Source organism: Hyunsoonleella sp. 2307UL5-6 (genome assembly GCF_047345485.1).
Lineage (GTDB): Bacteria > Bacteroidota > Bacteroidia > Flavobacteriales > Flavobacteriaceae > Jejuia.
Genome location: NZ_JBLFEN010000007.1, coordinates 69,471 through 94,187 on the forward strand (window position 1 = coordinate 69,471; position 24,717 = coordinate 94,187).

Consider the following 24,717-nt stretch of genomic DNA (forward strand, 5'->3'; position numbering starts at 1 on the left):
CGAACAAATATAAGAATCCTAAGAAGGAAACCCCTAATCTTTTAAAAAATTGATATTTCTTTTAATGGTATATCAAAAATCATATCAACCGTATTTATTTTTAGATGTATAGAATTTAAAAAAACATAGATTTTATATTGCCCTCTTCTGAAAAAACTATCTCGAACTTTAGAGAATTTAAGTTTGCTTTAAGGTGAGCAAAATCATTATTTTTTTTCCATTTTATATCTATAATATTTGGAGAAGATTCTTTAATTTTTATATTTCCAGAAAATACACCAGACGTATTTCTCAACTTTAAAAGTTTTAATTGATTTAAAATACTATCATTTTTTAAACCTTTCTCTATATCTTCTAAAGATAGTGTTGTTCTATTTATTTCTTTATGCCCGCCGTTTCCTGCTTTATCAGCAGCCCGATAGTCATTTTTTCCAGCAAAAATATCTAAGTACCAAACCTGAGGAGTCCCAGGCATAAACAGTTGTATCGCTCTAGCTAAAAGTAATTTTTGTTCATTTTCTCCCAAGGCACTAAAAAATGTAGCATTTACTTGATAATATGATACTTTTTTGCCAGATGCATCATAAAGATTTTTTACACGTCCGCCACGATCTAATATAGTATTCATTATAGTTTCAATCTCACTATCTTCTAATAAACCTTTATTGTATATACCACCAACTTCTTTTCCTTTTAAATCTAAAACAGGAATCCCATCGTGACACCCTAGCATATTTACAGTTTTATATCCTTTATTAATAATCTCATTTGCCCAAGTTAATAATGCCTTATTATCCTTATTTTCTATAGTATGAATCATCAATCCGGGTAAAAAAAAGTCATAGATTGGATACCCTTCATTTGCAACCTCGTCGTGTAAATGCAAACCGTATTCTGCATGAATTTCAGGCAAAAGCGTTAAATCATTTTTATCTGCAATATCTCTTATACGTTTTAAATACTGCCAAGTACCAGGTTTGTTAAAAAAGTTTGATTGTCCTATTTCTTTATGCAAATAAGCAAATGCATCTAATCTTAATATTTTGCACCCAAAGCCACTAACCTTTTGTAGTGTTTCTTCATAAAACTCCCAAACTAATTCTGATTTTGCATTCACATCCATTTGACCCAAAATACTCTTATCCGTATTTATTTTTTGGTAAAATGTATTCCAATAGGGTCTCTCTGTGCCGTCAGGAAAAGGCACTTTCAATATTGGCAAACCAGCTTTTCGCATAAATAATTTATCGAGAAATTCTTTTTTCGGGATAATTACCCCATCAGCTCCCATGGTCCCGTTACCTTCCCAAAACTTATTCCAATTGATAAAAAAATCTTTGTATTTAGACTGTTCTCCTTTTTCTAACACATCTTTAAACTGAGACGATGCTACTGATAAATGATTTAAAACAATATCAAACTTTAATTGAATGTTAAGCTGCTCTAAATCTTCTAAATCAGATTTGGATACTAAATCTTCGTTAAGATTATAATCTATTATTGAAAACCCCCTATCTAAATCACTATTAAAAAAAGTAGGAAGTATATAAAACGATGAAAATACATCTTTAAACTCTGGTTTTTTAAGCACATTGATAGTATCTTTCAATGTGCCGCCAATACTATCTGGGTATGCATTAAGCATAACGCCATTTAATATATTAGTTTTTTTTAACATTATTTAAGTTTATAAAAGCTCTGATAATATATTTATGTTGTCTGGCAATCTACCTACATTTTGAAGCTTTAACGCTGCTAGTTGTAGTGCTACTTCCAAGCATTTTTCTATAGGTTTTTCTTTTATGTAAGCAAACAAAAAGCCAGACCAAAATGCATCACCCGCACCTGTTGCGTCTTGTACAACATCAATGTGTATTGCAGGTAGTTGAATAAGGTCTTTATTCTTTTGAGATAGTTTTACACCGCTACTACCTAATGTTAAGCACACAGTATCTACGCCTTCTGAATGAAAGAAGTTAAAAATGTCCTTGTGCGGTAATTTTTGCCCGAATAATCTTAGCATATCATCCTCACTGATTTTTACTAAAGGATTAAATTTACAATACGATTTTATGACTTTGAGTGCTTCGTCTTGACTGTCCCATAATTTTTCAGCATAATTAACATCAATACTTAATTTACAACCCAAGTTAAAGGCTTCTTCTGCTTTTTTTAATATAGATGTTTGTGCTGGGTTTTTACTTAATGCAAAACATGTCGTATGGAATATATTTGTTTCTGATAATAATGCTGTTGAAATTTGATCTTCTGATATATGCGAATCTGCTTTTCTAAAAGGAATAAAATCTGGGGTGCTATCTGTTTTTGATACAAATATGACGCTTGTAGGCTTGTTTTTTATGGTTTTTATATAATTTGTATTTACACCTACAACTTTAAGTTTGTCAAAAATATACTCTCCAAAACCATCTTTACCTACTGTAGCTACCATTGCTGATTTTATGCCCAATCGAGCAGAATTCATAGCCACATTTGCAGGCGATCCGCCTAAATACCTATGATAATCTCTTGTATTATTTATAAGCTCCCCAGTTTGATGGCCTATAAAATCTACTACTATTTCTCCAACACATAGAATATCTATGTTTTTCATAATACTATATATTAAAATTTAGTGTGCAGATGTTGTTACTTTTATTATGTCTCCAGAAACTTTCTTAGACTTTATAAACAGTGTTAAAATTGCACTAATAATTAAAAGAACACCTGCAAATGTTATTGCCAAACGCGGATCGTTATTTAAAAAATGCTTTAAGATAAAACCAAAAGATAAGGTCTGTAAAATCATAGGTACTACAATCATCATATTAATAATACCCATATAAACACCATAACGCTCTTTTGGAATTTCTGACACGACCATTAGATAAGGAATTCCCATCATACTTGCCCACCCTATACCAAAGCCTGTAATAGCAAAAAATAGCAGGTTTTTATTTTCGATATTTGGAAAAACCAAAAACCCAACAGCTGCAATTATTAAGCAAAATGCATGTACGCGTTTTGGGCTGTATTTTTTTGCAAAACCTACTAATGCAAAAGCTACTAAAAATGTAACAACATTATACCAGCCATTTACCAAACCTGTCCAACTTACAGCCTCACTGTAAGCCACTTTATCATCTGGTGTGGCATTCCAAACAGAAAGGGCAACACTTTTTGAAGAGTTTTGCCAATAACAAAATAAAGCATACCACTGAAATAAATATACTAGAGCTAACTGCCACATTACTTTAGGCATGTCTTTTATGGCAACTATTATTTCTAACAAAGGCCCTATAACACTTTGCTTTACACTTTTTAATTTTGCTAATTCTTCTGGTGTTGGTGGAATCTCTTTAGTTTTACTAACACTCCATAAAATAGACGCTATTGAGCAAAATGCGCCTAGGAAAAAAGAAGCGTAAACCCAAGTGGGTAATGCACCTGTCATCCCTACAAAAATTAATGGGAAAACGAAAAGCGACACGTTAGCTAACACTTGTCCTAAACCCGTAAAAAAGCTTTGCATTTGAAAACCTGTTGGTTGCTGCTCATCATCTAATTTATCAGCAATTAAAGCCCTGTAAGGTTCCATAGCTGTATTATTACCAGCATCTAAAATCCAGAGTAACCCAGCTGCCATCCATAATGAACTACTAAAGGGAAATGCTAAAAGAGTAAGACTACACAAAATGGCTCCGATTAAAAAGAAAGGTTTTCGTCTACCAAAACGGGGGCTCCACGTTTTATCACTTAATGCACCAATAACAGGCTGCACCAACAACCCCGTTACTGGGCCAGCTAGGTGTAAAATTGGAATTTGATCTGGACTGGCACCCAAAAAATCATAAATTGGTGTAACTGCACTTTGCTGCAAACCAAAACTGTATTGAATACCAAAAAAACCAACATTCATATTTAATATTTGCCAAAAGGACAATTTTGGTTTAGCCATGTTCATCTTATTTTTTTTTGGTTATTGCTTTCAAAAAGCCATCAAAATCCGCAGCATTATTCATAATTAATTTTCCGTACAAATCTATAATTGGAAGTGATATAGCATCAAGAGATATTCCAGACTTTTTCAACTTTACTACCATTTCGTTTTGCTTTTCTAGATTTACATCAACATCAAAATATTTAAACGCTATGTTGTTTTCTTTCAAAAATAATTTGGTGTCTACACAATAATGGCAGCTATCACTACCATACACAATTAGGTGGTTTCTATTAAACGTGTTAACAGTTTTAGTATCAATTTGTTTATCCTGACTAAATGCTACTTGACATAAAGCTAACATAAATACAATTAATATGATATGAGTACGCATGATTCATAATTTATTTTCCAATTTAAAAGAGTTGGCGCTTATATGTAATAAGTCCAACTCTTTCAGCAATAAACTCAAACTAAACTTAATTTTTAAAACTTATATTGTAGTGCTAGCGTTGTAGAACGACCACTGATAGATCTTGCTCTTACTAAACGGTTTGTACCAAAAGCACCATCACCATTTCCTTCAACCTCTGTAATACCAACTGTATCAAAAAGATTATTAACACTTAATACTAGAGAAAGTCCATCTGTTAAACCTGCTCTCCCAATTAAATTAAAGTAAGCATAGGCTGGCATTACTAAATCGTTATCATCCTGAGCAAAAGATTTTGTTGTACCAAGTATACTTAATGCAACACCATGCTGGGTATTATCTCCAAAATTATATGATGGTGATAAGTTGTAAACTAAATCAGCTTGTCTTCTAGGTTTATTTCCTTGATTAACGCCACCATCTATTTCTGCTTTTGTCCAAGTAAAAGACCCATTAAAATTAAAATTATCACCAAAAGCAAGTGCCGTTTCTGCTTCTAAACCTATGGCTTTAAATGGATTTCCAACAGATCTGTTAAGCTCATTACTTAAACCTTCATCTGTATTACTCATAAATCCAGTAAGGTTAAGAACACCATTATTTAATCTTTTTTTGAAACCAACCTCTAATTGCGATACCTCATCGAACTGAACATCTGCTCTACCATCTGTACCATAATTATTTCTATCTGCAGCTCTCCCTGACGCACCAGAACTATATCTTGCAAATACAGCAGAGCCTTGATTTAATTTGTAGTTTAAACCAGCAGAATAAGATATAAAATTATAATTATCATTAATTATTTGACCTGCTGCTCCGGAGATAATAGGTACCACTTGCTCAATCCCTTCAATAGTGCCATTACCATTGTAATCGAATGTATCTTGGCTTGAAGGCCCACTTGCAATTGTACCGTTTACATTAACATTTTCAAAACGAACACTTCCATCAAAGTTTAATTTTTCGGTAATCGCAGCATCTACACCTAAATAAGGAGAGTTTACATTATGTACCGTGTTGTATCTTCGTTGACAGCAGTTACCCCATACTGGCGTGCCGTAAGAATATTGACCGTTTCTTGAAAAACCATCAAAATCAACTAATCTTGCTTCACCACCACCTTTAACTTCTGAAATAAATGAGCTCCACTGCCATCCTATTTTTGTGTTTTGAGTTGCAGTAAATAAACCAGCGGTTACTCCAAAATTATCGCTTAATTTTTTAGAAATCTTTACGTCGCTGAAAAAGTTACTTAAATCGTCTATGGTTACATCAAACATATGAATAATTTGGGCTAGTCCGTTAGAAGGGTTAAAAGCCTCTCTATCTCCATCAGAATACACTAATGGTCCTGTAGCGTTTGACGCATCTCTTGCAATTGTTTCAATTTCTTCAACTGTGCCAACAGCAGCTGTAAATGGAGATACCCATTCGCCACTATTGTTGGAGTAACGTGCTTTTCCAGCTATTTTCCAATCGTTACCTAAATCAAAAGAAAATTCAGCACCTAAAGATTGAGATACAGGATTATTACCGTTTCTTACGTCGTTTACGTGTCTTCCACCATCAAAAGGATTAGTTCCAGCGCTTTGTTGTAAAAATGCAGAATGTTGGGAATCACTTGTAATATCAAAACCTGGTAAGTTAGAGTATGTTGGGTCATCATTATTTCCTTCTAATAACATAGGCATTGGCAAATACATTACAGATCTATCGTTTAATAGTTTTGCATAAACACGTACATAACCAGTATCAAACCTTTTAGTAAGGTTAGCTTTAAATTGTCCACCTTTATTGCCTTGATATCCTATTTCTCTCGGGCCTTCACCTGTTCTAATAAAACCACCAAAGTGATAAGATAATCCATTTTCTAATGGTGCTCCATATTCAAAATCCAATCGGCTAGTTTGATAATCCAAACCAAAAGTAGTTCCTAAAGAACCACCCTCAGTAGCACCAGTTTTGCTAATCATATTAATGATACCAGCTGGACCATTTGAGGTTTGAGTTGATGCTGAACCTCCTCTAATAGCTTCAACTCTACCTACATTAGAATCTATTCTTAAAAAGTTATCGGCATTTCCAAAAGATGTATCTCCAAACAAGTTTAATGGTAAACCATCTTCTTGAATTTGAAAGTATCTTGAACCTCCCGATGAAATTGGAACACCACGTACGTTAAAGTTAGCATTACCTTCACCACCTGAAGATTCTGCTCTTATACCTGGTATGTTTCTAAATAGCTCTCCGGTACTTCTTGGTGATGCTTGCTCTATTAGCTTAATATCCATAGTAGAAACGGATACACTAGATTCAATTTTAGATTTTGGATTAACAACCCCTGTAACAATTACCTGATCTAAAGATTGCGCATCTTCTTTCATCGTTATATTAATGGTAATATCTGCATCTTGAATAGTAATATTTTGTACAAACTTAGCATAGCCAAGAAAGGTAGCTGCAAGTTTATAATCGCCTTTTTCTACATTGTCAATAGTGTAATTACCATCAAAATCTGTAACAGCACCTTGAGTTGTTCCTTCTAAGATAACATTTACACCTGGTAAGGGTATACCTGTTTCATCTTTAACGTTTCCTGATATTGATTGTGCCATAATTGCACTTGTTGACAACAACATCAATACTAATAAAAACGCACTTTTTTTAATTGCATTCATTTTTTGTCTTTTTTAGTTATTCGATAAATTAATCAGTTAATTTTTATCAAATCTATATTTATTAGCAACTCATTTTATGTTTTTATTAATCGAAAACGTTTTCGAAAGCAACGAAAACGTTTTCGATTTTATTTTTTTCTTACTTTAGCTATCCTAAAACTGCCTTTACTAATGAAAATTGTTACACTAAAAGATATTGCGGAACAACTAAATATTTCTATAACAACTGTTTCAAAAGCATTAAAGGACTACCCTGATGTAAGTAAAAAAACGAAACTACAAGTTAAAGAACTTGCAAAAACACTTAATTATAAACCAAATGCTTTTGCAGTTAACTTAAGAACAAAAGAATCAAAAACTATTGGTTTAATTATCCCTGTAATTGTTCACCATTTCTTTTCAAATGTCATTAAAGGTATTATTTCACAAGCTGAAAAAAAAGGGTATTTGGTTATTATTCTTCAGTCTGACGAGTCTTATAAATTAGAAAAAAAACAAGTAGAATTACTTTTAAGTCAGCGAGTTGATGGTATTATCATATCACTTGCTAATGGAACCGCAAAATTTGATCATTTAAACGAAATTATTGCTCAAGAAAAACCTTTAGTAATGTTTGATAAAATTGCTAAGGTTGTTAAATGTTCTAAAATTATTATTGATGACCGAAAGGCGGCTTACATAGCTACACAACACTTAATTGATGTAGGCTGTAAACGTATTGCTCATTTTAGAGGCGCCCTATTGCCACAAAATTCTATAGATAGATTTCTAGGTTATAAAAAGGCTTTATTGGATAATAATTTACCTTACGATCCATCTCTAGTATATATTTGTGAATGTGGAGACATGAGTTTTGAAGAAGGTAAAAAAAACGCAAGACAATTACTAAAAGATCATGACGACATAGATGGTATTTTTATTAATACGGACTTGGTAGCGATAGGCGCTATGACTGAATTACAACAAATGGGTGTAAAAATTCCAGAAGAAATTAGCATAGTTGGATTTAGTAACTGGTTTATGTCTTCGGTAATTTCCCCAAGTCTTACAACCATAAATCAACCAGGATTTGAAATGGGTAAAGCTGCATTTAAACAACTTTTTAAGGAGATTAAAGCAGGAAAAAAAAGCAAACCTTTTACGCATAAAACTATACTATTAGATACAGATTTGGTTGTTAGGGCGTCTACAAAAAAATAACTTTTTTACTTTTCTAAAAATTTGATATTTCTTTTTAATCCCGAAAACTTAGTGCGTTTTACAGCAGATTTTTTAAACACCTTCTTAAATGTATCTTCTGTAATCTCTTCCCAATCCTTTTTTGTTATTGATAGTAATTCTGGTTGCGGATTAAACAATGGCTCATTATGCGCTTTGGAAAAGCGATTCCAAGGGCATACATCTTGACACACATCGCAACCAAACATCCAATCATCAAATTTTCCTTTAAATTCTGAAGGGATATTTTCTTTTAATTCGATTGTAAAATAGGAGATACACTTACTGCCATCTACTACATAAGGTTCCGTAATGGCTTCTGTGGGGCAAGCATCTATACATGCTGTACATGTACCACAATGATCGGTTACTGGGGTATCATAGTCTAACTCTAAATCGATAATTAATTCTGCTATAAAATAAAACGAACCTACTTGTTGGGTTAATAAATTGCTGTGTTTACCCATCCAACCTAAACCAGACTTTGCAGCCCAAGCTTTATCTAAAACTGGTGCAGAATCTACAAAAGCACGTCCGTTAACGTCGCCTATTTCATCTTGAATAAAATGTAAAAGTGATTTTAATTTATCTTTTATAACAAAATGATAATCTGTACCATACGCATATTTAGAGAGCTTATAACTTTCTGTGTTTTGAACTTCCGAGGGAAAATAATTTAATATTAATGATACTACACTTTTTGAACCTTCCACCAGTAAAGTTGGGTCTAAACGTTTATCAAAATGATTTTCCATATAGCGCATTTCTCCATGCATATTTTGGTTTAGCCATTTTTCAAGGCGTGGGGCTTCTTGCTCTAAAAATTCGGCTTTACTTATACCACAAGATAAAAACCCAAGCCGTTTTGCTTCGGTTTTTATGTGTTCTGCGTATTTTGATTTGTTATCAATCACCGTTTTTTAAAACTTAATATGGCATTTTTAGGCCTTAGTGTTATTAGTGGCGTAATTTCTATAGTATCAAAATGCGGATAAATTTTATAGTATTTTATAAGTTCGTGAAGCGCAATAATCATCTCGAACATAGCAAAGTTATTACCAATACATTTTCTTGGACCTGCACCAAATGGAAAGTAATGAGAAGAGAACTTTCTACTACCGTCTTTAAAGCGTTCTGGTAAAAATGCTTCTGGTTCGTTCCACAAATCTGGATGCCTATGCATTTCGTAAACAGAGAATAAAATATTTTCATCTGGTTTAAAATGCATACCATTGCAGGTATCTTCGTTAATGCTTTCACGATCTATAAAGTATGCTGGCGGATATAATCGCATAGCTTCTTCTATTACAGACTGCGTTATTTTTGAAGTGGTAAGCATTGTCATTACATCATCTGTTTCATTTTCAATAGTTGTAATTTCTTCAAAAATCTTATCCTGCCATTCGGGATGTTTTGCTAATAATTGACACATAAACGTCAAGGCATTGGCGGTAGTTTCGTGACCAGCAGTAAATAATATTAAAATTTCATCAATAAGCTGTTTTTCTTCCATGGCAGTACCATCGTCATATTTGGCATCCAACAACATATCCAATAAATCGTCGGCCCGTTTACCCGATGCCCGCCTTTTATTTACAATACCTTTTAAAATAACTCTGGCTTCTAGAGTTAAGTCTGTATGTTTTTTAATTTTCCCACTAGCTACAAACCACCAACCGAGATAAGGTTGTCGTAATTCTCTAACCATCATACGTTGTGCAGCTTCGGTAATATATTGTAAGCGATTAATATCTTCTTGATTTACAGCACTACTAAACAATGATTTTACAACAGTTTGAAATGCTAAATCATTAAACATAGGGAACACATCTGTAACTATTTCTGGTTGTATTTTGTTGTATTCTAATACTACTGCACTTTTGATAGACTCTAAAAGGTTTTCTAATTGTTTTTTATGAAATGCGGGTTGAATGAGACGTCGTTGCGTACGCCAATGTTCGCCTTCTGCAGTTAACAAACCCTTGCCTACATATTTGGCTAAATCTTTAGTTTGAATTTTAGATTTTCGATAGTTTTTTTGATTTTTTTGTAAAACATATTCCGCTAAAGCCGCATCTCTTGAGAAAAGCACACTGTTATTTAATCCTATTTTTAATCGAAATGTATCGCCTAACGTTTTAAAATTCTGAAGATGAAATGGTAGCGGGTTTTGAAGAATTTCTAAAGAATGTTTTAGAAATGCTTTTAATGGCACTGTAGCTATTTTTTTTTGTTTTGGCATAAATAATTTCGGTTTTGAATTTATTTAAAATCCATTAAAACAAACCACCTTGAATATTACCTTTAATCTTACCCAGATGTTTATAGGCTTGGTCGGTAACTTCTCTACCACGAGGCGTTCGCATGATAAAACCTTGCTGTATTAAAAAGGGTTCGTAAACTTCTTCTATAGTTTCTGTGCTTTCACTTACTGCTGTAGCTATAGTTGAAATACCTACAGGACCACCTTTAAATTTATCGATGATAGTGGATAAAATTTTGTTATCCATTTCATCTAGTCCAAAAGCATCAACATTTAGAGCTTCAAGCGCAAATTTTGCTATTTTAATATCAATACTACCATTACCTTTTATTTGTGCAAAATCTCGAACACGACGTAGTAGCGCATTTGCTATTCTTGGTGTACCTCTACTTCTACCTGCAATTTCTACTGCTGCTTCCATAGAAATTGGTACATCTAAAATCATCGCGCTTCGTTGCACAATTGTAGTTAATAAATCGGTTTTATAGTACTGTAATCTACTTTGAATACCAAAACGGGCACGCATTGGTGCAGTTAATAACCCTGAGCGCGTTGTAGCACCTACTAAAGTAAACGGACTTAAATTGATTTGAACAGTTCGCGCGTTTGGCCCTGTTTCAATCATAATATCAATTTTATAATCTTCCATTGCCGAATACAAATACTCTTCAACAATAGGACTTAAGCGATGAATTTCGTCAATAAACAAAACATCGCGTTCATCAAGATTGGTTAACAAACCTGCTAAATCTCCTGGTTTATCTAGTACAGGACCAGAGGTTACTTTAATACCAACCTCTAACTCATTGGCTAAAATGTGAGCTAAAGTTGTTTTTCCTAATCCTGGAGGCCCATGAAATAATGTATGATCTAAAGCTTCATCGCGTAAATTTGCAGCTTTTACAAAAATTTGAAGATTCTCTAACACCTGATCTTGACCTGTAAAATCGTCAAATTCTAGAGGTCTCAACTTTTTTTCTACATCTAATTCCTCTGGTGAAAAATTATCGTCTGTTGGGTCTAAGTTTTCGTTCATATTATTTCCCGAAAAAGAGGGAAGCTCTTTTATTTAGTTGTATGATTTTACTAAATTATTTCTATACAACACTTTACTATTATAAATGAAACTGCAGCGTAAGCGCTATTTAAAAAGATAATAAGTTAGTTGATTTTAAAATAAGTAATATCACAAACGTTGATCCTGAACTTAAAGCAATTAAACTTTCCCAATAATATATATTGAATAGTTTTAATTTTTTCTTCATTGGTATGTCACCTTTAATTCGCTTATAAATTGCTTTGTGCAAAAAGTAGGTTACAATCAAAAAAACGCATGTAGTAAAAATCCAAAATTTAATCATCATCCAAAATATTTATCTTAAATATACGAACTTATTTAAGGTGATTCAAATATAAACAAAAAGCCTTTCAATTCTAACAGTGTTAGAAAGAAAGGCTTTCGAGCTTTGGTTAGGTAATTTAGGTTGGCTACTTTAAAATTGTAAATTCACAACGTCTGTTAATATCGTATTCATCATCATCACAAATTCCTTCTTTTATACATTTATTAAGTGGTTGCATTTCGCCATAACCAATACTTTTTAATCGGTTACGGGCAATACCTTGACTTACCACGTATTCTAAAGTGGAAGCTGCTCTTTGTTTTGATAACTCTAAATTATACTGGTCTGGTCCGCGGGCATCCGTGTGTGCAGATACTTCTACTTCCATAGACGGATATTTTTTCATTAAATCTACCAAAACATTTAAAGTTGTTGCAGCATCTTCGCGAATTACGGCTTTATCAAAATCAAAATATATTTTATCTAATTTTACTTGTACCACATCTTTTTTAGTTTCTTTTACGCGCTCCTCAGCATCTGCAAAAGACTCTAAACTTAAGTAAATATTATGTTGTACTTTCCCTTTACTATCTGTAGAAAACTCTACATCTTGAGGTATATATGCTTTACGTGTACCTCTTACTTTATACTTTTTATTTGGTTCAATTTTAAAAATATAATGGGCATTGTCTCCAACAATAGTATCTTGAATTACAGTATCTGACTCATCAAATAAGGTCACTAAAGCACCTGATAATAATGCTTTACTATTTAAATCTTCTACCACACCTTCAACTTGATAAAATGTTAAAGGATTTTTTTCTCGTGCAAAACCGAACAATCGATCATATCCACTTCTATTTGAAGATACAAACCCTTTATTGTCTTTTTCTCTAACCACATAGGCAAAGTCGTCTAAAGGACTATTTATAGTACTCCCAAGGTTTACTGGTGTATCAAATTCATCATTTACCATATTACTTCTAAATACATCTAATCCACCATATCCTAAATGACCAATTGATGAAAAATATAGCGTATTGTATTTACTTATAAATGGAAATTGTTCGCGATGTTTAGTATTTATGGTGTTTCCTAAATTAACGGGTTCTCCATAAGAGCCATCATCATTAATAGCTACTTTATAAATATCAAAACTTCCTAAAGTTCCGGGCATATCACTAGCAAAATACAATGTTTTTTCATCTTTACTTAAAGCAGGATGTTCTGTACTATATGCATTTGACGTAAATGGTAAAGCCGTAACATTAGTCCATTCTCCATCTACTAGTTCTGCTTTATATAGTTTGATGTGTGCAATACGTTCTTCATCAGTTTTTTTACGTGTTGTATTTGTTCGGTTAAAATACATGGTTTTACCATCTTTAGTAAATACCGCACTACTTTCATGAGATGCTGTGTTTACAGACTCGGAAAACGGTGTTACATTTTCTAAGATATTTTGACTATTTATCGTACCGCTGTATAAATCTAAATAAGGTAAGTTATTCCATGAATATGCTGGATTTTCTGAGTTTCTTGCCGAAGCAAAAGCTACTTTATCGTCACCATAAAAAGACAATCCAAAATCGCTACTAGAATTTCGGTTTTCTATTTGTTTTAATTTGAATGTATGTGGTGTAGTTTTATCCGTTTTTTCAATAAAAGCTAAGGTATTTATAGGTTTATTATAATAACTCCTTAAATGTTTATCGGCTTCTTTATATTCTTTTACTCCTTTTAAAGCTTGAGCAAACCTAAAGTGGTATTCAATATCTATTGAATCGCCATATTGTACGAATAGCTCTCTGTAGGTTTTAATAGCCTTTTGTAAGCTAGCATTGTAGTAATAACTATCAGCTAAATTTTGAAGCACCTCTTGGTTACGCGCTTTAGTTTCGTAAATTTCTGCCGCATCTTTATAAGCTCTCATTTCAAAAAGCTTATTAACGCGTTTTAAGTTTTTCTTTTGTGCAAAGCCAAATCCGCTAACTAATAAAAGGCCTGCAAGTATGTATGTATATTTTTTCATGTTTCCTTGTATTAAATATTAGAAGAATCTTGGTGAGCGATCATATCCGTTTTTAAATCCGAATAAATCCACATCAAACAAAATAAATATTTCATGAGAGCCAGAATTAAAATCACCTAAATTAGTAGTTGTATAATCATACGAATAGCCTATTCTTAAACCTTCAGTTATTCTAAAATTTACCAAAGCACTAATAGCATCTCCTAAACGATAGCCTAAACCAGCTTCTATTTTTTCATTAATTAACACATTTGTTGTAATATCTAGCGCTAAAGGTGCACCTTTAACTGATCTTGCCATAAATGCGGGTTTCAATTTTAAGTTTGAATTAAGATCAAACACATAGCCTCCTGTAAAAAAGTAATGTACATTTTCTACACCTGTAGCTTTGATACCATTCTCATTTTCAAGATGTTTTGTTGATAACATGTTAGGTGCCGAAACTCCTAAATAATAATTATCTGTAAAAAAGAAAGCACCAATACCCAAGTTTGGAAAGGCTCTATTTAGGTTTTCATTAAAAGCATTATCGCCACTTGCTGGTCCGTTTTGTAATTGTAAACCGTTAAAGTTGGTATCAAACATTCTAATACCCGCTTTTACTCCGAAAGATATTTTAGTTTCAATACCAACGGGTAATACATAAGCAAAATCTGCAAATATGTTATTCTCGTTTACAATATCTCCAATATTATCATTGGTGAAAGATAGTCCCGCCTCTATTTTATCGTTAATAGGCGTATGGGCAAAAAATGTACCTGTTGCTGGTGCACCTTCTAATCCTACCCATTGTGTTCTGTATAATCCACCAAGGTTTAAAATACCTTCTTCTGCGGTTGCATACGCTGGGTTTATTACACTCATGTTATACATGTACTGTGTAAATTGTGGGTCTTGTTGTGCAAAACTTTGTAATGACAAGAACGTCAGACTTAACAAAGCAGCTATTTTATGATATATATTTAATGTTTTCATTGTCTTAAATTTTGCTTTATCTATAAATTATCTGCTTAAGTATAAGCGTCCTTGTTCTGGTTTATTTTCACCATCGTTAAATCTAAAAATATAGAAATACACACCTACTGGTAAATCGCCTTTTACAACAACACGTCCTTGGTTTGATGTACCATCAAATCGTGGTGTACTTGCATTACCTTTATATACAATGTTTCCATTTCTATTAAAAATTTCTATCTCGAAGTTTGGATATAAAACGCCTAGATTATCAATATCATAGGTGTCATTTGCACCATCACCATTTGGCGAAAATCCGTCAGGTAAATTTATTTTACCACAAGCTGTAATATCTGGCGTTACTTCTAATCTTACAGAACTTTCACAATTTGTAGTTTGATGGATTAATGCGGCATAGTATGTTGTAGTATTTAATACTGTATCTTCTGAAAGTGGTATACCTCCAATAGCAACATCATACCATATAATATTATTTAAATCCGTATCATACTCTACAATATTTTGAGATAATGTATTAAGAGTTGGACCATCGTTAATACAATACTCTTCACTTACATCATCTAAAGTTGGTGTAGCTGCATCATTTATCGTAACATCCACTTGTTCTGCAACTGAAGATTCACAACCTGTATTATTCGTTTGTGTAGCATAATAATCTTCTCCATCTACCAATGCATCTGTGATTACTAATGGTAAGGTTAATGCAGCATCCTGATACCAATTAACAGTTCCTGTGGCTCTTATACTATTGTTTAAATCTGCAACTGTTGGATTATCTACCATACAAAACGTAGGGCTAGGTTCTAACACAATAACAGGTAGACTATCATCAATAGTTATGGTTACTTCTGCACTAGCATCTGGAGTACATGGCGCATTAGCAGTAACAGTGTATGTATAAGTTCCTGCTGTATCGACTGAAGGATCAAATACTCCTGTACCACTATTTAAAGTTGGTGACCATGTTCCTCCCGTTTGCGCATTAACACCTAAAAGTGTAAACAAATCTGTTGTTGCATCTATTGTACATGCTGCTAGTGTTGTATTTGTTCCTGCATTTGGAGCTTCAACAACTGTAACAACTACATCGCTACTTACCGTACCACATGCATTTGTAATTGTATATGTATATGTTCCTGAAGCATCAGTAGATGGATCGAAATCTCCCGTACCGCTAGTTAAAGCTGGCGACCATGACCCACCTGTATCGGCTGTTCCTAATAATGTAAATAAATCTGTAGTTATACCGTTACTACAAATATCTAAAGTAGTATCAGAACCTGTACTTTGTGGCGCTTCAATTGTAATTACAATTGTTGTGCTATCATCTACACAGGGAGCAGATGCTGTTACAGTATATGTAAAATTATATGTTCCTGCTGTAAGTCCAGTAGCATCAAGTATATTACCTGATAATGCTCCTGTTGTATCATCATCGTTCCATGTACCTCCAGAATCTTCAGTCCCGTCTAGTCCACTGAATAAATCAACACTAGTATTATCATTACATGCTACAATAGGTGTTGTATTTATCACACCAGCATTGGGAGATTGATAAATAGTTACATCAACTTGAGTTCTTACGGAAGACTCACAATTAGTATTAGCATCAGTTTGGGTAGCGTAATAATCTTCGCCATCAATTAAAGCAGTAGTAGCATCAAGAGGCGCTCCTCCTGTTGCAGTATCATACCATTGAATTGTTGTACCTGTTGCTACCAGATCAGCTACTGTTGCGCTATCACAATATTCTTGTAAAGCATCAGCTGTAGGTGCTGGCGTATCATTAATTACAATGCTTACAGTAACATCAACATCATCACAACTACCTATCGCATCTACATTGTATGTAAAATTATAAGTTCCAGCAGTAAGTCCATCAATAGTAACTAAACTTCCTGATAAAGCGCCAGAAGCGTCATCATCATTCCATGTTCCTGCTTGATCTTCTCCTTCTAAAATATCAAATAGATTATATGTTTGTGTTGGTGTAATATCGGCAATACAAAAGTCTACTGGTGGATTTGCAACTCCGGATTCTGGAGCATCTTCAATAGTAATAGTTACGGTTGAACTATTTGTACAATTATTAGCATCTGTTATCGTGTATGTAAAATTAAACGCACCGATAGTTAATTCAGTTAAATCTACTTCACTTCCTGTTAAAGCTCCTGATGTATCATCATCTGTCCAAGTACCACCTGAATCTTCTCCTGTTAATTGTCCGAATAAATCTAATGGTGAATTTGCCACTACATCATTTTCACAAAAAGTAGCTGATGAAGGTATTCCTGTATCTGGTAGCGGATTTATTATTATGCTTACCGTTACCAATGGATCATCACAACTACCTATCGCATCCACATCAAAGGTATAATTTAAAGTACCTGATGTTTCACTTGATATATCTACTAAATTTGTTGTTGTAGTTCCAGAAGTGTCTGTGCCTATATACCATATTCCTGTTTGGTCTTCACCTTCTAATAAATCGAATAAATTAAAACTTGATGGTGCTGAGCCTTCACAAAATTGTGGAAAGGTTGCTACTGGTGTTCCTGATTCTGGAGCATCTTCAATAGTAATAGTTACGGTTGAACTATTTGTACAATTATTAGCATCTGTTATCGTGTATGTAAAATTAAACGCACCGATAGTTAATTCAGTTAAATCTACTTCACTTCCTGTTAAAGCTCCTGATGTATCATCATCTGTCCAAGTACCACCTGAATCTTCTCCTGTTAATTGTCCGAATAAATCTAATGGTGAATTTGCCACTACATCATTTTCACAAAAAGTAGCTGATGAAGGTATTCCTGTATCTGGTAGCGGATTTATTATTATGCTTACCGTTACCAATGGATCATCACAACTACCTATCGCATCCACATCAAAGGTATAATTTAAAGTACCTGATGTTTCACTTGATATATCTACTAAATTTGTTGTTGTAGTTCCAGAAGTGTCTGTGCCTATATACCATATTCCTGTTTGGTCTTCACCTTCTAATAAATCGAATAAATTAAAACTTGATGGTGCTGAATCTTCACAAAATTGTGGAAAGGTTGCTACTGGTGTTCCTGATTCTGGAGCATCTTCTATAGTAATTGAAATCTGTTCAGAGTCAGTACATGTACCATTATCAATAGTATATATAAATAAATATGGGCTTTCAGCTACTGTAAACCCCGTAATATCTACTGAGTTTGAAATTGAAGTACTTGATGCATCTGTCCATATTCCAGAATTATTATCTTGAGAACCATCTAATGCATCAAATAAATTAAATGGTGAATTAGCTGCTAAATCATTCTCACAAAACGTTTGATTGACTGCTATTCCTGCATCAGGATCGGCAAGCACTATAACTTGTACTGTTGAAGATTCCTCAGGGCAAGGGTTTGGTGATAGGTTTTGTGAATATGTGAAATTATATGTTCCAGCTGTAAATCCTGTTAAATCAAAAGGAGATGTAACTATTGGATCTGTACTTGATGTACCTTGAGTCCATTGTCCATCAGGGTCTTCGTTATCTAATAAAGAAAACAAGTCTAAATCTGTTAGTAAACCCGACTCGCAAAAAGAAGCAGGACTTGCTGCCGATGGGACTCCAGATGTAAAGGTTTCAAAAACTTCTATGGTTATACTTGAAACCGCATCAGGGCAAGCTCCTGTGCTAGTTATCGTATAAGTAAATGTATAGATACCTGCTGTTGTTAATGATGAAATATTTACTGTTCCTCTAAATCCATTTGATGTTGTTAATGGCCCAGTCCATGTACCAGTACTATCAGGAGTACCTCCCAATTCATCAAATAAATCAAAATCTGCTATAGGCAGATTATCATTACAATACTCTAAGTTTTCTGAGTTTCCAGCATCTGCAGGATCATCTATAGCAACAGTTACAGCTACAGGATTACTTACACAAATAAAATTATCAACTTGCACATAGTAAGTTTCATTAACCAAAAGATCTGTTGGCGATAATGCTGGCATTACTGGATTGCCAGAACCATCTAAATCCTCGTACCAGAAAAAGATTTCAGTTGTTCCTGGATCTAGGTCTGCTACAGTTGGTGTATTATCAGAACAAAACTCCTGAATACTATTAGGCGTAGGATCGTTAGGAGAATTACTAACTACTATCCTAGCATTTTCAATTTGACTTTTACAACCTGAACTATCTACGAATACTATAAAATGATTTACAATATTGTTAGGAATAGTATTCATGGGAATTGCTTGAGTTGTCAATACTATATCCGTATAAATTTCAACAGAACCTCCTAGTGGAATACTAGCTTGCAAAACGTCGTCTATATAGGTTTGATACGTAGCGTTTTCATTGCTACAATACACACGATCTAAATTAAGACCTGAATCGTCTACTTGAAAATCTATTGTTATAGATTCTCTAACGCCACAGGCTCCTGACATGCCGTCTGCATAGTAAGTACCTTCACTTACTAATTGATTGGTGTTAAATGCTGTTCCTCCTGTAGGCATATCATACCATACAATGCCGTTACCGCTAACAGAGTCGTCTGCAAATGCATTTAAATCTGTGAACATAAATCCTGAGGCATCACAAATAGGTGGAGGATTTGGGTTAGTTATTGTAGGACATTGCGCTGTTGTTGACAGCGACAATAACAAAAACAATAAAGTAAAGCACGTACTTAAGCACATGACTTTTAAGGAGGGGTTATTTTTCATCGTTGAATAGTTAAAATCATAATTAAAAGCAAAAAGAAATACTGTTAAGTAATTTCAGTTCGCAATTTAACTGATTTATTTGTATTTCATCGTGTTTTTTTTAAAAAATTTACATTTCATCGATAAAAAATATATTTTAAACGGAAAAACCCCGTCCAAACGGACGGGGTTTTACTGTGCTATAAAGGCTATTATTTTTTAATGATGTAGTTCTTCTTCACCGTCTTTAAGCGGAATATTTTGTGGAACAAAGTCTACATCATGTCCTGGTTTACTGTAGTCGTATGCCCAACGGTGTACATGAGGTATTTCACCTGGCCAATTACCATGAATATGTTTTACTGGAGTAGTCCACTCTAAAGTAGTAGACCTCCAAGGGTTTTGTACTGATTTTTTTCCAAAGAAAATACTTCCAAAGAAGTTATATAGATATACTAGTTGAAAAGCCCCACCAATTAAGGCAAAAATAGTAATGATAACATTTACGTTTGCTACATCGTCAAATAGTGGAAAATTACTATTCGTATAATATCGTCTAGGTAAGCCAGCCATACCAATAAAATGCATTGGGAAAAACACACCGTATGCACAAACCGCAGTTACCCAAAAGTGTAGATAACCTAAATTTTTATTAATCATACGACCAAACATTTTTGGATACCAATGATATATACCCGCAAACATACCGTAAAGAGCAGATATACCCATTACTAAGTGAAAGTGAGCCACTACAAAGTAAGTATCGTGGACGTTAATATCTAAAGCAGAGTCTCCAAGTATAATACCTGTTAATCCACCCGTTATAAAAGTTGATACAAAACCAATTGAAAATAACATGGCAGGATTCATTTGGAGATTACCTTTCCATATAGTTGTAATCCAATTGAAAGCCTTTACAGCCGATGGTATTGCAATAAGTAAAGTAGTAAATGTAAATACTGAACCTAAAAACGGATTCATACCAGATATGAACATGTGATGCCCCCAAACAATTGTTGAAAGGAAAGCAATTGCCAAAATTGAAGCAATCATTGCTCTATAACCAAATACTGGTTTTCTAGAGTTAGCAGCCAATATTTCGGATACAATACCCATTGCTGGTAATATGATAATATATACTTCTGGGTGACCTAAAAACCAAAATAAGTGTTCGAATAATACTGGTGAGCCACCTTGGTAGTGTAGTACTTCCCCTTGTATGAATATATCTGACAAGAAAAAAGATGTACCAAAACTTCTATCCATTATTAATAACAATGCTGCTGATAATAATACGGGAAAAGAAATAACACCTATAACGGCAGTGATAAAAAATGCCCATATCGTTAACGGTAACCTTGTCATAGACATACCTTTGGTTCTAAGGTTAATTACAGTTACTATGTAATTAAGAGATCCTAACAATGAGGATGCAATGAAAATAGCCATTGAGACTAACCAAAGCGTCATACCCATACCAGATCCGCCTTGAGCCATAGGTAATGCACTTAATGGAGGATATATTGTCCATCCTGCTGCAGCTGGACCTGCTTCCACAAATAATGAAATTACCATGATTACACTTGACAAGAAGAATAACCAATATGAGACCATGTTAAGAAAACCAGATGCCATATCACGGGCACCAATTTGTAACGGTATCAATAAATTACTAAATGTTCCACTTAATCCTGCTGTTAATACAAAAAAGACCATGATAGTCCCGTGAATGGTAACCAAAGCTAAGTATATATCAGCATCCATAACACCATCTGGAGCCCATTTACCTAATAAAGCTTCAAATATAACATTAGGTTCTTCTGGCCATGCCAATTGAATACGAAAAACTAATGACATTAGTATACCTATAACTCCCATAATAGTACCTGTAATAAGATACTGTTTGGCAATCATTTTATGGTCTTGACTAAATATGTATTTAGTTATAAACGTTTCTTTATGATGATGTCCGTGGTCGTCGTGAGCGTGAGTATCTGCGTGTGCTGACATAATCTATATTCGTTTTCTTTTTTGAATTAGTTAATTAGAGAATTTTTAAAATCTTTTTGCTCCTTTATCCAAGCATTATATTCTTCTTCTGTTTCTACTACTATTTTCATTTGCATGTTGTAGTGAGATTTACCACAAATTTTGTTACAAAGTAATAGATAATCAAACTCGTAAAGGTCTAAAGCTTCTTCTCCTTTTTCTATTAATTTTTTACTTTTTTCTATTCTAATATTATTGATATTCATCACCTTTTCTTGCATTTCTGGAGTCTGTCTCATCTCAACAGTAGTAACAGTAGGTGTAAAACCAAACTGGGTAATCATACCAGGAACACAGTTCATTTGTGCTCTAAAGTGAGGCATATAAGCTGAGTGCAATACATCTTGCGATCGCATTTTAAACAAAACTGGTCTTCCAACAGGCAAATGTAATTCTGTAGTGATAATATCGTCTTGCGCATCAGGATCAGATTCGTCTAATCCTAAAATGTTAGCGCGGTCTATATCAATTAAACGCACATTAGCTTTTCCTAAAGTATTATCAGCACCACCGTAACGTGCTTTCCAGTTAAATTGTTGCGCATATAATTCTACTACTAAAGGGTCGTCGCTTTCATCAACACCCATTATGTTAATCCAAGTGTTTAACCCCCATATTACTAATCCTGCTAGAACAATAACGGGAATGATAGTCCAAATGAATTCTAATTTATTGTTGTCAGCAAAGAATAATGCTTTTTTACCCTTTTCTCCTTTATATTTAAATGCATAGTAGTGCAATAGAAATTGAGTTAGAGTTTGTACAAAGAAAATAACAATTAAAGTTGTAATCATTAAGTTATCTACGTCTGGACCGTGGGCTGAAGCAGCATTAGATATTAATGGTAAGTCTCCCCATTTAACCATTGAAATTATGGTTATAACGTAAATGAATATCAGGAAGCCCATCATTAGATAACCATTAATGGTATTATCCTTATCAGTTGCAACTCCCGAAATATCATTTTCGTTTTTAGCCTGAGCTAAATCAAAAATCTTAACCATCTGCCAAATAGCTATCAGGATAAATACTAAAACTATAATTGTTAATAAAGCAGTCATTGTTATCAGTCGTCTTTACTTAAATTCTTAATTAATAATGAAAATCTTCGCTTTCCTTTCTAAAAGGATAGCCTTTCACCAACAAAGGTGCTTTTGTTAAGGCCGTGAATACTATAAAAATAAATAAACCAGCAAATAATAGTACCGAACTTATTTCAGGTATGCCTATAAACCATCTATCGCCAACAGTAGCAGGCATAATCATATTGAAAATATCAATGTAATGCCCAAATAATATGACTAAACCAGCCATAACAACAAACCATGGTATACGCTTATAATCAGCATTCATTAACATTAATATAGGGAATACAAAGTTCATTACTACCATACCTAAGAATGGTAATTTATAATCTTGAAAACGTGTCACAAAATAAGTAACTTCTTCAGGAATGTTTGAATACCAAATTAACATGAATTGAGAAAACCATAAATACGTCCAGAAAATACTGAAAGCAAACATGAATTTAGCAACATCATGTAGGTGATTTTCGTTTACAAATTCTAAGTAGTTTCTAGATTTTAAGTAAATAGTAATTAAAGCTATAACTGTTATACCACTAACAAACATACTAGCAAAAACATACCATCCAAACAATGTTGAGAACCAGTGTGGATCTACACTCATTATCCAATCCCAAGACATCATAGATTCTGTGTATATAAAGAATACTAGGAATGCAGCAGAGATGCGGAAAGACTTTTTAAAATTACTTTTATCTTCAGCAGTATCTTGAGCTATTGAGAATTTACGTGAAAAATGACGATATAAACTCCATCCGCCAATAAATATTAAACCTCTAATAATAAAACCCCAAATATTTAACCACCCTGTTTTGCCTTGAATAAGTTTATCATGAGCTACAACTTCAGGATCCATCCAAATAAATATATTGTTATGACCTATAAAGTGTGAAGCAGCTGCTATAGCCAACACAATTAATGCGCCGGGTAATAGGTAAGCAGTCATACCTTCCATTACTCTAAATAATACTGGAGACCATCCTGCTTGAGATGCTATTTGAATTGCATAGAAAGCTAAAACTCCTAATGCTATCATCATAAAGAAAAATGCAGCCACGTATAAAGCTGACCAAGGTCTGTTAGCTATTTGATGTTGTACATGCTCAATATGTTTTGCATGTTCATCAACCTCACCATGAGATCCTTCTGCATGGGCATCACCATGTGTATCAACTGCTGCATGCGCACCATGACTAGCCTCATCATGAGCAACCTCTTCACCGTGTCCTCCACCATGATGTGATTCTTCTGCAAGTAATTGCTCTACTTCTTCAAAAGATTTATGAGATGTTGAAAAACCAATTCCAACACCTACAGCTCCAAGAACCATTAGAATGATAGAAAATGTCTTTAATTTATTTGAAAATGTATACATATCTATAATAATCTTATCAATCTTACTTTTCTAAATCTGCTTTTAACTTTAACACATAAGCAACCACTTGCCAGCGTTCTTCTTCACTTAACTGATTTGCATAAGAACCCATTGAGTTTTTACCATAATATATGGTGTGGTATATACTACCTTCGTTTATGGCTCTACCTACGTCATCATAACTAGGAATACCTAGTATTTTTTCTCGCATCACTAGTTTTCCTTTACCATTTCCTTTTACTCCATGACATATGGCGCAATATATTGTGTAGAGAGGACCTCCTCTTTCATAATCAACTCTGTCTTTAGTTGCGTCTATCTTATCTTCAGCATCAAATTGATCTAAAGGTATTGGTGGGGCTAAAGGGCTTTTAAGTGTAGCTTTAGCTATATCATAGCCTTCCGTAGAATTTTCAATATCAAATGGTACAAATCCTCTAGGGATACTTCCCTCTGCAGGTGTTCTTGCTGCCATACCATTCTCATATAATGGATTTTCACCGTAAGTTTTATAACCTACAGACTCATACATGTTAGGCATATATTGGTAATTAGGTGCTGTATCTTTTTTACACGATACTGCAACAAAAATAACTGCTATTGCTAAAATTTTAATTAAGCTTTTCATAAT

At 33.7% G+C, this 24,717-nt stretch carries 16 protein-coding genes; 1 reads left to right on the forward strand and 15 read right to left on the reverse strand.

Going from position 1 to position 24,717, the window contains the following annotated elements; all coding sequences use genetic code 11:
* Positions 1–115 precede the first annotated feature (115 nt).
* From gtfA to ACKGJY_RS13080, 5 genes are all read right to left on the reverse strand, one after another.
* Positions 116–1,678, reverse strand: a complete 1,563-nt coding sequence (gene gtfA, locus ACKGJY_RS13060) for a sucrose phosphorylase (RefSeq protein ID WP_413974346.1) — start codon at positions 1,676–1,678, stop codon at positions 116–118.
* Positions 1,679–1,687: 9 nt separating this feature from the next.
* Positions 1,688–2,614 (reverse strand): carbohydrate kinase family protein, encoded by a 927-nt coding sequence (locus tag ACKGJY_RS13065; protein WP_413974347.1) that lies wholly within the window; start codon positions 2,612–2,614, stop codon positions 1,688–1,690.
* Positions 2,615–2,632: 18 nt separating this feature from the next.
* Entirely contained in the window at positions 2,633–3,964 is a 1,332-nt protein-coding gene (locus ACKGJY_RS13070; protein WP_413974348.1) for an MFS transporter, read from the reverse strand.
* Between the two features lies 1 nt (position 3,965).
* The gene (locus ACKGJY_RS13075) at positions 3,966–4,334 is read right to left on the reverse strand and encodes a glutaredoxin family protein (protein WP_413974349.1); all 369 of its coding nucleotides are present in this window, start codon (positions 4,332–4,334) and stop codon (positions 3,966–3,968) included.
* 92 nt (positions 4,335–4,426) lie between these two features.
* A complete protein-coding gene (locus tag ACKGJY_RS13080) occupies positions 4,427–7,051 on the reverse strand; it encodes a TonB-dependent receptor domain-containing protein (RefSeq protein ID WP_413974350.1) in 2,625 nt (874 codons plus the stop codon).
* Between the two features lie 171 nt (positions 7,052–7,222).
* Here ACKGJY_RS13080 and ACKGJY_RS13085 point away from each other — a divergent pair, with 171 nt between their 5' ends.
* Positions 7,223–8,251, forward strand: coding sequence for a LacI family DNA-binding transcriptional regulator (locus tag ACKGJY_RS13085; protein ID WP_413974351.1), 1,029 nt, complete (start codon positions 7,223–7,225; stop codon positions 8,249–8,251).
* A gap of 5 nt (positions 8,252–8,256) precedes the next feature.
* On the opposite strand, the gene queG is transcribed toward ACKGJY_RS13085, so the two are convergent.
* From queG to ACKGJY_RS13135, 10 genes are all read right to left on the reverse strand, one after another.
* On the reverse strand, positions 8,257–9,183 hold the full coding sequence (gene queG, locus ACKGJY_RS13090) for a tRNA epoxyqueuosine(34) reductase QueG (RefSeq protein WP_413974352.1): 927 nt from the start codon (positions 9,181–9,183) through the stop codon (positions 8,257–8,259).
* Positions 9,180–10,511, reverse strand: a complete 1,332-nt coding sequence (locus ACKGJY_RS13095) for a cytochrome P450 (protein WP_413974353.1) — start codon at positions 10,509–10,511, stop codon at positions 9,180–9,182. The genes queG and ACKGJY_RS13095 overlap by 4 nt, the downstream gene beginning before the upstream one ends.
* Positions 10,512–10,545: 34 nt before the next feature.
* On the reverse strand, positions 10,546–11,568 hold the full coding sequence (gene ruvB / locus ACKGJY_RS13100) for a Holliday junction branch migration DNA helicase RuvB (RefSeq protein ID WP_413974354.1): 1,023 nt from the start codon (positions 11,566–11,568) through the stop codon (positions 10,546–10,548).
* A 452-nt stretch (positions 11,569–12,020) separates the two neighbouring features.
* Positions 12,021–13,907 (reverse strand): OmpA family protein, encoded by a 1,887-nt coding sequence (locus tag ACKGJY_RS13105; RefSeq protein ID WP_413974355.1) that lies wholly within the window; start codon positions 13,905–13,907, stop codon positions 12,021–12,023.
* An 18-nt stretch (positions 13,908–13,925) separates the two neighbouring features.
* The gene (locus tag ACKGJY_RS13110; RefSeq protein ID WP_413974356.1) at positions 13,926–14,882 is read right to left on the reverse strand and encodes a type IX secretion system membrane protein PorP/SprF; all 957 of its coding nucleotides are present in this window, start codon (positions 14,880–14,882) and stop codon (positions 13,926–13,928) included.
* Between the two features lie 27 nt (positions 14,883–14,909).
* Positions 14,910–19,598, reverse strand: coding sequence for a gliding motility-associated C-terminal domain-containing protein (locus ACKGJY_RS13115; protein WP_413974357.1), 4,689 nt, complete (start codon positions 19,596–19,598; stop codon positions 14,910–14,912).
* A gap of 198 nt (positions 19,599–19,796) precedes the next feature.
* On the reverse strand, positions 19,797–21,587 hold the full coding sequence (locus tag ACKGJY_RS13120) for a cytochrome c oxidase subunit I (RefSeq protein ID WP_413974358.1): 1,791 nt from the start codon (positions 21,585–21,587) through the stop codon (positions 19,797–19,799).
* A gap of 26 nt (positions 21,588–21,613) precedes the next feature.
* Entirely contained in the window at positions 21,614–22,687 is a 1,074-nt protein-coding gene (locus ACKGJY_RS13125) for a cytochrome c oxidase subunit II (RefSeq protein ID WP_413974359.1), read from the reverse strand.
* Between the two features lie 31 nt (positions 22,688–22,718).
* On the reverse strand, positions 22,719–24,086 hold the full coding sequence (locus ACKGJY_RS13130; RefSeq protein ID WP_413974360.1) for a quinol:cytochrome C oxidoreductase: 1,368 nt from the start codon (positions 24,084–24,086) through the stop codon (positions 22,719–22,721).
* Positions 24,087–24,108: 22 nt separating this feature from the next.
* The gene (locus ACKGJY_RS13135; protein ID WP_413974361.1) at positions 24,109–24,714 is read right to left on the reverse strand and encodes a c-type cytochrome; all 606 of its coding nucleotides are present in this window, start codon (positions 24,712–24,714) and stop codon (positions 24,109–24,111) included.
* Positions 24,715–24,717: the final 3 nt, after the last annotated feature.

Bases quoted from the DNA above. Each gene is read 5' to 3' on its own strand.
- ACKGJY_RS13070 (WP_413974348.1), bottom strand. From the start codon at position 3,964: ATGAACATGGCTAAACCAAAATTGTCCTTTTGGCAAATATTAAATATG.
- ACKGJY_RS13110 (WP_413974356.1), bottom strand. From the start codon at position 14,882: ATGAAAACATTAAATATATATCATAAAATAGCTGCTTTGTTAAGTCTG.
- ACKGJY_RS13075 (WP_413974349.1), bottom strand. From the start codon at position 4,334: ATGCGTACTCATATCATATTAATTGTATTTATGTTAGCTTTATGTCAA.
- ACKGJY_RS13080 (WP_413974350.1), bottom strand. From the start codon at position 7,051: ATGAATGCAATTAAAAAAAGTGCGTTTTTATTAGTATTGATGTTGTTG.
- ACKGJY_RS13125 (WP_413974359.1), bottom strand. From the start codon at position 22,687: ATGACTGCTTTATTAACAATTATAGTTTTAGTATTTATCCTGATAGCT.
- ruvB (WP_413974354.1), bottom strand. From the start codon at position 11,568: ATGAACGAAAACTTAGACCCAACAGACGATAATTTTTCACCAGAGGAA.
- ACKGJY_RS13115 (WP_413974357.1), bottom strand. From the start codon at position 19,598: ATGAAAAATAACCCCTCCTTAAAAGTCATGTGCTTAAGTACGTGCTTT.
- ACKGJY_RS13120 (WP_413974358.1), bottom strand. From the start codon at position 21,587: ATGTCAGCACACGCAGATACTCACGCTCACGACGACCACGGACATCAT.
- ACKGJY_RS13135 (WP_413974361.1), bottom strand. From the start codon at position 24,714: ATGAAAAGCTTAATTAAAATTTTAGCAATAGCAGTTATTTTTGTTGCA.
- gtfA (WP_413974346.1), bottom strand. From the start codon at position 1,678: ATGTTAAAAAAAACTAATATATTAAATGGCGTTATGCTTAATGCATAC.
- ACKGJY_RS13105 (WP_413974355.1), bottom strand. From the start codon at position 13,907: ATGAAAAAATATACATACATACTTGCAGGCCTTTTATTAGTTAGCGGA.
- ACKGJY_RS13065 (WP_413974347.1), bottom strand. From the start codon at position 2,614: ATGAAAAACATAGATATTCTATGTGTTGGAGAAATAGTAGTAGATTTT.
- ACKGJY_RS13095 (WP_413974353.1), bottom strand. From the start codon at position 10,511: ATGCCAAAACAAAAAAAAATAGCTACAGTGCCATTAAAAGCATTTCTA.
- ACKGJY_RS13085 (WP_413974351.1), top strand. From the start codon at position 7,223: ATGAAAATTGTTACACTAAAAGATATTGCGGAACAACTAAATATTTCT.
- ACKGJY_RS13130 (WP_413974360.1), bottom strand. From the start codon at position 24,086: ATGTATACATTTTCAAATAAATTAAAGACATTTTCTATCATTCTAATG.